This is a genomic window from Paenibacillus sp. LBL (assembly GCF_029893715.1).
Lineage (GTDB): Bacteria > Bacillota > Bacilli > Paenibacillales > Paenibacillaceae > Paenibacillus_AQ > Paenibacillus_AQ glucanolyticus.
Map to the genome: position 1 here is coordinate 77258 of NZ_JARXYU010000005.1, position 13982 is coordinate 91239.

The window sequence follows — 13982 nt, forward strand, 5'->3', positions numbered from 1 at the left end:
TTCTCCTTTCTATCCTTTAACGCCTGAAAGCTGTACACCCTCGACGAGCTCCTTCTCCGCATGAAGCATAAGCAAAATCGCAGGCAGCATGTAGATGACTGATGCCGCGAACGCGAGGCCTATATCGTCCTCGCTGATATAAGCGAGATATACGGACAAGGGCTGTTTAATGGCATCTTTCAGAAAAATAAGCGGCTGTTCGACCATGTTCCAGTTGTCGATGAAGGCCAGAACTGCAAGCGCGGCTATTCCGGATCGGCACATGGGCAGCACAATCGTAAGCAGAATTCTCAAATGCCCGGCTCCGTCCATGCGGGCTGCTTCAATGTAGCTGTAGGGAACAACCTGCATGAACTGCCGCATGAGAAACACCCCGAATGCGTTGAACATGCCCGGCAGAATAATCGACCATTCCGAATTGAGCAAACCAAGTGAATTCGCCATAATATAGTTCGGCACAAGCGTAACCTGGAACGGCATCAGCATGACGACAATATAAGCGAAAAACAGCGGCTCCCTAAGGCGGAAGCGGAGCTGGGAGAAGGCGTATGCGGCTAGCACCGATAGGATGACCTGCCCGGCCACAATCGGCGCCGTCAGCCTCATGGAATTCCAGAACAGCATCAAAAACTGCGGCTGAGCTAACAGAATGTCGTAGTAGGCGTTCAACGTCGCTTTTGACGGGATCAGCTTAAGCTGGACGTACTTGTTCTCTTCCCCGATTGACTGCTGATTGTTTTGCTCCTCTTCATCGGAACTCTTGATAATCGGCTTCAGCTCGCTTTTTATTTCACTAGGCGTTTTGAAGGAATGGATCGTTGTCATCACGATTGGGAAAACAAAGACGACGACAAGCAGCGCCAGGAATGCGGTTAACACTCCTTTATATAATTTGCTGCCAAATTTCCCGCGCAGCATAATTCCGCCTGACTTCATTCGGCTCCACTCTCCTTCCAAGGCATCGAGTCGCCCTTTTATAACCACCGATTGAATCGGCGTTCTACGGTAAACAAAACAAGAACCATCAAAACAATTGCGCTTGCCATCAGAAACGCCGCAGAAGTCATTTTCTGATAATCTAGCTGCTGGAACATGTTGTTCATAAAATGCTGGAGCATGTACAGGCTTTGATGCGGATAAGGCCCTGCAAGCATATACGTTTCTCGGAATACCTTAAACGAGTTTATGATGGACATAACGAACACGAAGAAGGTCGTCGGGGTAAGATAAACGATGGTGATCGAGCGCCATTGGCGCCATCGCCCCGCTCCATCGATGCGGGCCGCTTCATAAAGATGCTCCGGTATGTTCTGCAGGCCCGCCAAAAACAGCAGCATGTTGTAACCGACATTTTTCCAAATATAGATCAAGATGACGATGAACATTGCCGACTCGCTGTCCATCCAATCAACCGGCTCCATCCCCCAAGCCTCCAGCCAGCCGTTCAGCGTCCCGTTCCGTTCGAAAAAAATTTGCCAGATCAGCACAACGGAAGCGACCGGAATGACGAGCGGCGAGATGAACGACAAGCGGAACCAGCGCTGCCCGTACACCTTGCCGTTCAGCAAGCCTGCCAACAGAAGGGAGAGCATCATATTGATCGGTACGCATAATGCGGTGAATAAAAACGAATTCCATAACGCTCGTTTGAACGAATTGTTGCTGAGCAGATCGATATAATTGCGGATACCGACGAGCTTACCGTCGATCGGCGTATCCACTAGCGAGTAATAAAAGCCGATTCCAAAGGGCAGGAAAAAAAACAAGGTCACTCCCGCTACGCTCGGAATCAAAAACAAAGCGGCATATGATCCGTCGGAACGGAAGACTCGAAGGAGACGACGACCGAAATTAATCCCATCCATCGGATGATTCCTCCTCCGGCAGCGTGATCCTAGATGCAACCCCATCTTGTTGCCCTGAATAGTCCAAATCAGCACATCGAACGTCGCTCTTCATCCATAACGGAGTCGGTGTTGCCATGTTGTTGTATGAAACGAGCGGATCAGACCGCTGAACCCTGCCGATTATAGTAATTTCCGTCAGCGATTTTCGAATCCAGTTGGGCATAGGGTAAACTTCCTTTCAAATTCCAAAATATTGTGAGTTTCTGCCCTTGCTCATCTATCGCTATTACGAATAGATTGAGCAAGATATGAAGCATAGGCCTGGGCCCATCTCGTTACAGATGAACGCTGTTCTTTGCGGACCATAAGTTAAAATTGACCAGATATCTCCACTAAATGCAGTCGATCCCCCGGTACCTGTCAATGCAAGAAATATAGGCAGGCAGCAACGATCCCTATGGCTGGAAGCAATCTGCGGATGCGTCTTCCTCAGAACCGTCCTTGTGATTACATCAAATCCCCGTCATATAGCATTGTTTATAGTCTGACATTGGTGAGCGCTGTCTGAGGAAGGTTAAAACTTCTCCGTAGGTTAAACAACTTTTTAAATCTCCTCTCTATCACTACTTCGCTTATATGGACAGTATAAAACTGCGATATATGATAAGTGAGATGGAGTTGTAATGAAGTTGTAATTGTTGAAAATAGTCCGCACGCACAAAAAAAGACTAGCTGCTTTATGCAGCTAGTCTTGGTTTTGAAGGTTGACAGGCGATCTCGGATAATTCTTGAGCATTACCATCAGATCTTTGTTGAAGCCTGTAACTTTCATGCTGGTTAAATTAACTGTAATTTGATATTTCAATGAATTGTCTTTCTTACTCCTGTAATATATCTCTGCTTCATCTGCCGAGCTAAACGAGCCAAAATCCGCACTCAAATCTGATAAAGAGTAACCTTCCTTATCTTGAATAAACTTGCCCGAGGTTTCAGTTATTTTAGAAGAAGGTATATTTTTATTTATATCTACTGTTGTTTGATAGTCCGATTTCTGGAAATTAGAGATTTTCAGGACATTGCCATCTCTTGCATTCAATACGATATCGTATCCTTTTTTGCGAGTGGGAGTTATGGTCATCGTAACATAGTACAGGCCATCGGGAATATTATTCAACTCTGTTTTGGCATCCTCCCTATCCTTCTGAGATGCACGCGAGGCAATGTTTTGTTCGACCAGCTCTTTCAACTTGTTTTGATCTGCCGCCATTAGCTCAAATTGAACTTGGTTCAACGTTAATTGTTCATTGAAATACTTGTTGACCGCATTTATGCTTAATGTTTTCACGGCCTCTTGTGAAAGCACGCCTTCGTAATTCACTTCATTGCTTTCTCGCTCATTGCTTATTTTTTTAACCATGACCTTGTCCTTCTCGATGCTGTTATAGAATCCACCGCAACCCGTCGTTAAGATCATGAACACAGCGAAAATAATAAGAAAGCTGAGCTTGTTCATTGTATCCCCCCGCCTTCTCGTTCTCCTTGATCGAAGATGAGTCTGAATGTCGTACCCTGATTCTCTTCACTACTCACTTCAAAGATGGCATGATGTATACGAGCTATGCTTTGACATATAGAAAGGCCTAAGCCCGCTCCATTGTTTCCTCTCGTTCTGCTTTTATCCGCCACATAGAACGGTTCAAAGATTTTGTCTTGATGCTCTTTGGGAATCCCGATACCCTGGTCGATGACTTCCAGCACGTATCGACTGCCGCGCCAGTATGCACGAATCGTAATGATTTGTTCTGCAGCAGATGCCTTGAGTGCATTGTCCACGAGATTGAAGATCACGATTTTTATCAAATCCTTTTCCAACAACAGACTGCCTTTTTCGCAATCGATAGCAATCGTAACGTGCTTCTCCCTAGCTTTCAACTCCATCGTAGATTTAATCTCAGCAATGATTGCTACCAGATCATGTTTTTCTAATTGATATTGATCCTCCTGAAGCAGGATCAAATCCATCAGTTTCAACGAAAGTGACTCCAACCGTTTTCCTTCAGAGTAAATCACATTCAGTCCGTCTAGAAGCTGCTCTTTGTTGTACTTGGATATCCGAAGAAAATTCGCATATCCGATTATTGATGTCAACGGTGTTTTTAATTCATGAGTAAAATTGTTAATGAATCGTTGCTTCTCTTGATTATGCAGCTCCAACTCATTGATTTTATCCTCGACAACGGCGGCCATATCATTGAAATTACGTGCCAGAACGCCAATCTCATCCTTTGATTTCAGCTGCACACGTTCCGAAAAATTTCCTTTTGCAATGATTTGAGCCGTTTGGTTAAGTTGTTTGATCGGTTTTGTCAGTCCTCTGCTTATGAAAAACATAATAATCATATAGAGTAAAACTGCGGCCATATCCACTCTAATGAAAAAGCTATACTGAGCCAGGCGCTCCTGATACACAAGAGAAATGTCTTTGATATAGGTGAACACATAATTTTTATGATTGATATCCGTAATATTCGTTGTAAACAATAAAGTACGTCCGTCGATATCCCTCAAAATATATTTGATTTCATCCGCGGCCAGTTTGTCCAATTCCTCGCGCTGCGATGGCATCTTAAAGTCCGTATTGCTGAAGATAGACTGCCCCTTGTCATTCATAATATCCATGTATGTGTGCTGATCAACGTTTTTCTCGACAAATTCTTTGGCAATATTCGTTAACACGGTTTTCTCGTAATCAATGGAATCATAGATGCGAAGAGTCGGAACGATCGCGTTGACACTAGAGTGAATGTTCATGTTCTGGCTGATACCGCTGTTGATTTCCTGCTGCAGCATCTTGCTATGATTTCTCTCAATGACCATGATACAGGCAGCATTAAAGATAAAAACGAAGGATAGAATCGAAGACAAATAAATTTTATGCCAAAACTTCATCGATCAATCCTCCAGCCGGTAGCCGATTTTGTATATGGTTTTGATATTTTCCTGCAAATGAAGCTTTTTGCGCAGCGATTTGATATGCATATCGACCGTTCTTGTTTCACCGAAATAGTCGCCGCCCCATACTTTATCGAGAAATTGCTCTCGTGAGAGGGCGATATTCTTATTTTTCAGCAACACAACTAACAAATCGTATTCCTTCGGTGTCAGCTCTACGGGTTGGCTATGGATGGTCACTTCCCTTTTGTCCATGTTGACTTGAACGTCTTGAAATTGCATCATGGATTCTTCTTTGCCGTATCTGCGTAGCACAGTTTCAATACGGGCCAAGAGCTCGATCGCCTCAAAAGGCTTGACCATGTAATCATCCGCCCCTAATTTGAGTCCGGTGACTTTGTCGTATACCGAGTTTTTTGCGGTAAGGAAAATAACGGGTATACGATGGCGTTGGATTTTTGACATCAATTCAAAACCATCTATCTTGGGAATCATAACGTCTAACAGAATGAGATCAAACGTCTCACGTTCTATTGCCTCCAGCGCCGCCAATCCATCATATACCTCCGTGGTCGCATAGTTCACGATGTTGAGATTCATTTTAATGATATTGGAAATGTGAATATCGTCTTCGACGATCAATATCTTCTTATTCATTTTCTTATTTCTCCTGACCTGACGTTCAATACGTATTTATTAACTCAAACAATAACAAGCATAGTGTGCTGCTAACTTCAACGCCTCCATCATAAAGCTGATACCATTATAATTCTGGTCTAAGTCGTACAGTTTGACAATACCCAATGTTATTTGCCCTCACGAAAGATCAACCAGTTGTGAAGCCTCTTAATTTCTATCTCCCTCTGCTGTCTGTTCCTCCCATTGATTAGAGATTAGAGACCATTTGTTAAGAAAAAGTGTGAAAAATATTAAAAATTCCTTAAGTTCACCAACACAAAAAAACCGCGAATTCTCGCGGTTAGTTAATATGCCGTTCATGAATCCTTTACCAGCGCTCTTTGCGCTCGCTTCGCGATTCGCTGCCTATCCTTGTTGTTAGGATAACCCGCTTGCATCTAATTAATTCCTATAGCCGGATTTCAATCGTGGTGCCTTGACCGACCTCACTCTTGACCTGGATATCTCCTCCATGCGCAATAATAATATCATGCGTTATCGCCATGCCGAGGCCTGATCCTTTGTGCAATTCACCTGTATTCGTTCCCCGGAAATACCGATCGAATATTCGCCCAAGCTCCTCCTGCTTAATGCCCTTCCCATTGTCTTCAACACGGATCAGGGTATGAAGCCCATTCTTCTCCACCCGGACCTTAATGACGATATGTTCTTCATTGTGGACGATAGCATTGTAGATCAGGTTGCTTATGGCTCTGCGAATCAGAATACCATCAACCTCGATGGATATGAACTCGTCACTGCACTGAAAATCGATGGTTCGATTGGAATATCGAGCATCATTGAGTGTATCAATTACAACATTTCGAACCAGACGAACGATATTGATATTGTTTTTGTTCAACGTCAGCTCCCTATTCTTTAATCGCGTGGACAGATTCAAATCCTCAATGACGTCTTTCAAGTAGATGGATTTGCGTTCAATGATCTCGGCGTAATCCCTCATCTCATCAACGGAGAACTGATACTCCGGATCCTTCATCATCTCGGCATACCCTTGTATCGAAGCGAGAGGTGTTTTGATATCATGCGAGATATTACCAATCCATTCTTCCTTCATGGCATCCAATTTCTTTCTTTCCATTTCGCTTGACTTCAGTTCCTGAGATAGATGATTGATGTTGGAGAAGACGTCCTTGTATACCCCTTTAGGTCTATGGTAGACGTTGTAATTCTTGTTAGCCAGGCTCTTGATGCTGTCTATCAGAATATGCAGTGGTTTGGTCAACCGCTTGCTAAAAATATAGGCGATGCATAAGGCGATAATTCCATCAACCGCGATGATTGTCAGGCTAAACACCTTCAGCACCTGTCCTAGATTACGGGAATCGAAGGTTAATACTTGCCGCTCCAGGTATGGAGTCGTGAAACCTACCAAGTAGCTGTATCGATGGTTCGGCACTGTTTTCTCGCCAATGAAGACGGTGGAGAGAACTTCCTTCTCGACATACTTATAGATCTGCACGATATCGATGGGGGTATATTTTGTTCTGGCCGCTTCGGGTGCGAGATACCGATAGATTTCCCTGCCGTTCTCATCTAATATTTGTACCCACGCCTGATTATCCCGAAGAATCTCCTTGCCTCTTTCGGTAACTGACGGACCTGATTCTGCTATAAGGATATGTTCCTTAAAGGATCGGGCTATTGCCTCTGCAGAGGTTTCACTCTCAGCTAGCGGGAAATCCTCGTTCATCGCCTGCAAGACAAATAACCCGAGTACCACCATGATATTCATAATAATGACGATAACGACAATCAGAACAACGGAGAACAGATACCTGCCGGTCAACCTCCATTTCATACCCTATTCATCCTCTGCGACAAGCTTATATCCGAGACCCTTTACCGTCAGCAAATATCGGGGTGCTGAAGGATCATCTTCTATCTTCTCCCGCAGCCTCCTTACGTGCACCATGACCGTATTATCAAATCCGAAGAATTCCTCGCCCCATACCTGATCATACAGGCTTTCCTTACTGATGATCTGACCCGGATGTTTAAGCAGCAGTGTCAACAATCCCAGCTCCTTCGGTTTAAGCGGAATGACCTTGCCATTCTTCCTCAGCTCCACCTTCTCCTCATCTAACTCAAAAGGGCCTACTTTAATGAGACGATTAGCCTTATCCTCCAGTTGAACAGGATCAGCCCTTCGGAAACGTGCCTTAATCCGATAAGCCACTTCCTTAGGACTAAACGGTTTGGTGATATAATCGTCGCCACCGATGGCAAAACCCAAGATTTTATCAATCTCCTCCGCCTTGGCCGATAAGAAAAATATGGGGACATTGGAGACAGCACGGATTTTCTTGCATACCTCGTAACCTTCTCCGTCCGGAAGCATGATATCCAAAATGACGATGTCGGGCTGGCATCTCTGGAACTCATCCCACGCCGCTTCCGCAGTAGCTGCTGTATATACCTGATCTATGCCTTCCTTGACCAAGACAGTCTGAAGCAGTCCGACAATATCGGCTTCATCATCAACGATCAGTACCTTCTGATCAAATCCCATTTCGTTCACCCCCTGCTATAAACAACATCTTTCCCACCTTAAAAGCCGCTATACCCAAGCGGCGGCTCCAAGAAATCGATCCCGAACCTCCAGCTTACTCCTCCGCGAAAAATTGGGAAAGAGGGTTCTCCACTTTTTTATCCGACGTCACCTTGCCCGTCTTGTCCAACACGTAATACTGATAATAAGCACTCGTGAATCCGATGGATTCCTGCATCTTCATCAGGTAAGATTCAAATCCTCCGTCGGCTACCTGATCTCCATTCCAGAAGAAGTGCAGCATCAAGCGATTCTGATTATATGGATGTTTGATAATGTAGGCACCGGCGGCTGAAGGTTGATTCATATTCGCTTTCCATGCAAACCCTATTTTGTTGGCCCGTTCGATGATGCTGGATCTTAAAGCCTGCACAAAACCGTTTGTCTTCTCATTGCCGATCACAATCAGGTTGCTGGTCCCCAGTTCCTTCTTCATTTTCCTCTTCAGCATCTGACGATCCCTGATTACGTCATAGTCGACTCCGCTTAAATCCAGAAACATCGTCAATTGGTTTACCATATCTTCCTGCTGCTTGCTTGCTGACTTGTTTGCTTGATCGCTGAGAACAATGGTTAACGCTTCACCCTGAAGCGCTTTGTCGATCACGCGGCTCATGGTCTCGTAAGCCAAACCCGGAATCTGGGTTAAGGATGATTGATACAACAGTTGGAACTGATCGTGCAGATATGCAGATTTCTCCTTATCCGACATTTGATATTCGGTCTTCAGTTTAAAATTCGGTTCATACAGGGCCGTTCTCATTTCATTACGCGCTTCTTCGCCAAGCACATCTCCAATGGTTTGAAGCAGTCCGTCCATTGTAGCATTCTGATACACATAGCGCGTGAAATATTCTCTCATAAATTCATCAAACTTCGCTTCTCCGACGGTTCGGTACAATTGATATATCGCTTGACGGCCTTTATCATAATAAACCGGACTGGCCCAGTCTCCCACCTCTTCATTGGTTGACGCTATGGCGCGATCGATGGAGGAGTCGTCAAATTGAATGGATTTAAAGCCATTCATCTTATCTCCCTGCTTCTCGGCGAAATATACCTTGGAAAAGTCCGCAAATCCTTCGTCCAGGAAGGATTCGGTCTCGGAATCATTTCCGATCAACGCATGGAACCATTGATGTGCGATTTCATGAACGAAGACGGTGTCTTGTGCGGGATCGGCATTACGTTTGATCTGCCCCATTTGAATCACCCGTGCGTACTCGACTGCCACACCCTCCACGTACGATTCGACAATCCGAAACTCAGGGTAGGGATAAACACCGTATTTATCACTGAAAAAATCAATGGCTTTGAATGCCTCATCCATGTATCGTTCAACAAGCTTATTCTTCCCTGGCTGATTGTCAAAATAATAATATTCCACCGTAAGACCATCACGGGTAACACTGTCCACTTTGAAATTCGGACTGGCAAAAAATACGAACTCTCTTGTATTCCGGGCCTCAGTGGACACCACTTTGCGTCCGTTCACCACATCATTTCGTACCGAGATCGTGCCGGGCATTGCTACCTGATAATCGTCGGGAACGTTTAGCGAAACCTCATAGTCTGCCGAGGTGTAATAATCCGTCTCGAATGTACGGCTGTAAGGAGCTGTATTCCACTGATGCTTGTCCTCGTCATAGACAGACATGACCGGGAACCCGTGGGCTCCGTTAATGATATCTTTATAATACGATAAGCGCTGTGAACCGTAAGGTATTTTCAGATTGAAGTCAATCTGAACCGAGACCGATTCTCCCGGCTGAATGGGATGCTTCAATTGCACCGTCAGGGCCTGGTCTTTGTTCCTAAACTCAAGAGCTTGGCCGTTTGCCGTCACTCCTTCAATATCAATGCCACCAAGAAAGTCTTCCGGCTTCTTGTCCGGGTTGTTACTGCTGATTTCTTCATTGGATCGCTTGAACATGGTTGTCTGAGTAGACTTCGAGCGGTTGGCATCGGCATAAGTATGAAAAACCAATTGCTTCAATGTATCCTTGCTTGTGTTCAGATAAGTAATCCATTCACTCCCCTGCATCGTCATTTTCTTCTCATTCAACCGGGCTTGAATTTGGTATTGAACAGGCGCTTGAGCCTCCACATTCGCTGCACGCTGTGAAATCGTCGGAACAAGCGCTGCGCCCGCCGCAGCGCTGCCCGCATTGATGAGTGGGCATGCTGTCAAGATCAGTGCAAGCGAGCTGAAAACTGTTTTTTTGAATAAGGTTGATATAGCTTCTCTGGATGGGTTCATATGATTCTCTCCTCTGAGTTTTGAATTCTTTACGGTCTTATTTCTCTAACATTTCAAGCTTTGCCCTGGCTTGTTCCGGCAGCTCGTTAGCCTGAACTTCCTGATAGGAGCCAACACCCGATTTTTTAACATACACTCGCAGATAAGCTTCCTTGCGGAGCTCTTTTTGCGCCGTAAAGGTTAGCGTTTTGGCTGCTCCCTCTTTATCGAATCCTTCCAGGGTATATTCATAATAAATATACTTTTTACCATCATCTGACTTATCTTCCACTCGGGTGCCCTCTTGGATTTGCACATAATATTGGTCCGTACCCAGACGGTTGATGTTCACATTTTGAATAAAAATGATAAATCCAATGAGAAGTGCTGCTAAAATGCCTCCGAAAATCATCACTTTTTTCATGGTTATTCTCCTCTGCAATTTAAGTTTATTTATTTTTGGTTACGATTTTATAGTAGGCATTCACAGTGATAACGTAGTAGACCAGATAAATACACGTATACACGCCCATGCAAATCACAACCGGAATCACAATATCCATATGGAGCAGCTTGGACAATGCGGACAGCGCGACAGCACAGTGGGTTATGCCGGCTATCAGCGGCAGAGCAAAAATAAACATCACCTGCTGGGCAATCGTTTTTCTGACCTCTCGTTTATGCACACCGATTTTGTTCAGAATCTGATACCTCGCCTTATCCGAATTCGCTTCCGTTAACTGCTTGAAGTAAATGATGCTGCCCGTCGCCGTCAAGAAGACGAGTCCAAGGAATCCTCCCATAAAAATCAACAGTCCCGTAGACTCCATGCCTCTGGCATAATCGCGATAATAGCTGGACAGTGATGCGCTATCCGGCAATATCGCCTCGATATCCGCCGTCAACTGCTTCGTTTTATCCTGATTCGTGATCCCGTAAGCTTCTAACTGAATGGATTGGGTCTGCCGTTCCAATTGGGAGAACAGCTCATCACTTACCACAATGCTGGAATAGACAGTAGCCGGATTCAGCACACTGTATTTCTTCAATTCCGTAAAGGTGATATTCTCCCGGAGCTTGTTCTGCTCAAGTTGAACTTCCGCTCCCACATACTTGGGTGAGATGCCTTCATAATAAACAGGCTCCAGTGCAGCAGCCTCATTCCCCTTTAATTCGATGGTGTCTTCACTGCCCTGCAATTTCGCGAGCTCATTAAAATCACGGTTAGAAATCACGGTATATGTCTGCATATCACCAGCAAACAGATCACCAAGACCGCTGACATCCGCATCCACTTCAATGACCGGAACGGTAGTGTGATACAACAGCTTATGGTCCGGGGACGAAGATATCATCTCGTCAACCCGCTTCGTTGTACTGTTGTCCCCACTGATAAACATCATGCTGTTTGGGTTCGCTTGCAGCGCGTTGCTTGCATTGCTGTAATAGAAGCTGTAGGCCGTTCCTACAGCAGTCAGTGTTGTAGCACTGAGCACCGCTATAATCGTAAGCGTACGTGCATTGCCTTTAATCCGGTATAGAAGCTGGGATATGCCGATGATATTCATCCCGTTCCAGTACCGCTTCTTATTTCTTCTGGATAGTCTCAACAGCGTAACGGTCAAGGTACTGAACAAGAAATACGTTCCAATAATGACCGTGACCAGAATCACGAGCGGGGTGAGCATGTATCCGAGTTTAGCCCAAACGCTGGATTGCAGCAGGTTCTGCAGGGCAAGCCAGTATCCGGTACCGATTAACACCAGAGACAGCAATGCCGTGATCCATGACGCTTTCGGTTCTTGCTCCCCTTGCTGATCCGCATGAAACAATTCAATTAACTTGAAGCGGTAAATCAAGCGGTAACCTTGCAGTGAAGTAATGAGTGTTATGATCATGAACACAATGGCTGTGTTGAGGATCGCGGCAGGCGAGATCGAGAAATTCGAAACCGCATCGTAACCCATTATCTTCATCAAGAGTGATACGAAGAACCTAGCGAGCACGGAACCAAGTGCAATTCCTATTAATAACGCCAGAGCACCCATCAGAAAATTTTCATAAAATAACATGCGCCCGATCTGTTTCTTGCGCACACCGAGCAAAGAATACAGCCCTACCTCCTTCTTGCGCTTGCGCGTAAAGAATGAGTTTGAATACCAGATAAAGATGGCCACGAAAATAATAAGCACCACTGCGGCTGCGCTAAAGGCTGAGCTGATTTTCGTGGAGGCCTCCGATGCGGATTGAATCGTATGGTCGTATTTTAATGAAACAAATGTGAAGTAGATGACTATACTAAAGATCATCGATGCGAAGTACAGAAAATAATGGGTGAAGTTCTTGCGGATGTTTTTTCTCGCGATGCTAAACAACGTCATCATGCTCACCCCCGAGTTCAGCCAGTACCTCCAGAATCTGTTCAAAAAACACTTTGCGCAGTGGATTCTCTTTATGAAGTTCCTGATACAATTGACCGTCCTTAATGAAAATGACGCGTTTGCAGTAGCTTGCCGCATAAGCATCATGAGTGACCATCATGATCGTGGAATGATGAAGCTCATTAAGCTTGCTTAAGCTTTGCAGCAAGCTCGTTGCCGATTTGGAATCAAGCGCCCCTGTCGGTTCGTCTGCCAATATTAAGCTAGGATTTGCAACGATGGCGCGCGAAGCTGCGGTTCGCTGCTTCTGACCGCCTGATATATGGTACGGGTACTTATTTAATATCTCGCGAATGCCGAACGTATCGGCGATTTCGTTCACCCTCCGTTCAATCTCGGCTGCGGGTACCTTGGACAAGGCCAAGGGCAGCAATATATTTTCTTTGACCGTGAGTGTATCCAGCAAGTTATAATCCTGAAAGATAAATCCGAGTTTATTCCGGCGAAAATCTGATAGCTGCTCTTCGTTCATCGTCACGATATTCTGACCGGCAATCGTGATCTCGCCCGCTGACGGCGTATCAATGGTTGAAAAAATATTCAGCAGCGTCGATTTGCCTGCCCCGGAAGGACCCATAATGCCAACAAACTCGCCTTCTTGAATCTCAAGATTAATATCCTGCAATGCTGTATATTGATTTCCTTTTAATCCGAATGTTTTTCCTACATGTTTGGCTTGTAAAATAGTTGTCATCTAACGTTCTCCTTCAAGTCGTGGATTGTTAAGCACAGATGTAATTATAGATGGCGAACCTTACACTATATTTATACGAACCTTACATAAAGCTTAACAAAGTGAGGGCAAACACTTTCAACGATATAAGGCTTCAGACCAAACGAAAAAACCCGCACAGGGTATGGTTCTGTGCGGGTTGCAGCGTTATATGAATTCTGTATGCCTAACATCAGCGTTACTCTTCTACGATCAAGACAAAGTCCTCATGATTCGATCGGATGAACATACTGATTCGCTTCAAGCTATCTGGAGCGATATCCTGAAACCTTTGATATAAGTAATCAACAGCTTGGAGTAGCTCATGATCCTGCTCGAGATCCTTAAAGGAAGCGTCCTCTAGAGGCACGTTAAGCTTACTGCACCTCTTCTTTCTAAGTCTCATTTTATCATAATGTTCTACATTGAAAATCGAATAATAAAACAGTTGATGAATGATGAATCGATCGGATAGAATAATCTCGACTAATCCTGAACAGCTGTGAATCGGGTGATGATTGCACGAGCTCCGAAAAATGAG

The 13982-nt window shown here is 44.8% G+C and carries 12 protein-coding genes; all 12 read right to left on the reverse strand.

All coding sequences use genetic code 11. The features are described from left to right. Positions 1–9: 9 nt before the first annotated feature. Complete coding sequence (locus M2277_RS13685) at positions 10–936, reverse strand: carbohydrate ABC transporter permease (RefSeq protein ID WP_006210015.1); 927 nt, start codon at positions 934–936, stop codon at positions 10–12. A 38-nt stretch (positions 937–974) separates the two neighbouring features. Further along, positions 975–1865, reverse strand: a complete 891-nt coding sequence (locus M2277_RS13690; RefSeq protein ID WP_006210014.1) for a carbohydrate ABC transporter permease — start codon at positions 1863–1865, stop codon at positions 975–977. Beyond that, the gene (locus tag M2277_RS13695; protein ID WP_063479398.1) at positions 1852–2070 is read right to left on the reverse strand and encodes a hypothetical protein; all 219 of its coding nucleotides are present in this window, start codon (positions 2068–2070) and stop codon (positions 1852–1854) included. Before M2277_RS13695 ends, M2277_RS13690 begins: the two co-directional genes overlap by 14 nt. A 522-nt stretch (positions 2071–2592) precedes the next feature. Continuing rightward, entirely contained in the window at positions 2593–3360 is a 768-nt protein-coding gene (locus M2277_RS13700; RefSeq protein ID WP_036642722.1) for a hypothetical protein, read from the reverse strand. Next, a complete protein-coding gene (locus tag M2277_RS13705) occupies positions 3357–4796 on the reverse strand; it encodes a sensor histidine kinase (protein ID WP_063479397.1) in 1440 nt (479 codons plus the stop codon). The genes M2277_RS13700 and M2277_RS13705 overlap by 4 nt, the downstream gene beginning before the upstream one ends. A 3-nt stretch (positions 4797–4799) precedes the next feature. Further along, positions 4800–5456 (reverse strand): response regulator transcription factor, encoded by a 657-nt coding sequence (locus M2277_RS13710; RefSeq protein ID WP_006210011.1) that lies wholly within the window; start codon positions 5454–5456, stop codon positions 4800–4802. A gap of 430 nt (positions 5457–5886) precedes the next feature. Then, the gene (locus M2277_RS13715; protein ID WP_280754964.1) at positions 5887–7299 is read right to left on the reverse strand and encodes a sensor histidine kinase; all 1413 of its coding nucleotides are present in this window, start codon (positions 7297–7299) and stop codon (positions 5887–5889) included. A gap of 3 nt (positions 7300–7302) precedes the next feature. Continuing rightward, the gene (locus M2277_RS13720; RefSeq protein WP_280754965.1) at positions 7303–8010 is read right to left on the reverse strand and encodes a response regulator transcription factor; all 708 of its coding nucleotides are present in this window, start codon (positions 8008–8010) and stop codon (positions 7303–7305) included. A gap of 94 nt (positions 8011–8104) precedes the next feature. Continuing rightward, positions 8105–10309 (reverse strand): M1 family metallopeptidase, encoded by a 2205-nt coding sequence (locus tag M2277_RS13725; protein WP_280754966.1) that lies wholly within the window; start codon positions 10307–10309, stop codon positions 8105–8107. 37 nt (positions 10310–10346) lie between these two features. Then, entirely contained in the window at positions 10347–10712 is a 366-nt protein-coding gene (locus M2277_RS13730) for a YxeA family protein (RefSeq protein WP_006210006.1), read from the reverse strand. A 25-nt stretch (positions 10713–10737) separates the two neighbouring features. After that, positions 10738–12669 carry an ABC transporter permease gene (locus M2277_RS13735; protein ID WP_280755059.1) on the reverse strand — a complete coding sequence of 644 codons (1932 nt, stop codon included), beginning with the start codon at positions 12667–12669 and terminating at the stop codon, positions 10738–10740. After that, a complete protein-coding gene (locus M2277_RS13740; RefSeq protein ID WP_280754967.1) occupies positions 12656–13423 on the reverse strand; it encodes an ABC transporter ATP-binding protein in 768 nt (255 codons plus the stop codon). Before M2277_RS13740 ends, M2277_RS13735 begins: the two co-directional genes overlap by 14 nt. Positions 13424–13982: the final 559 nt, after the last annotated feature.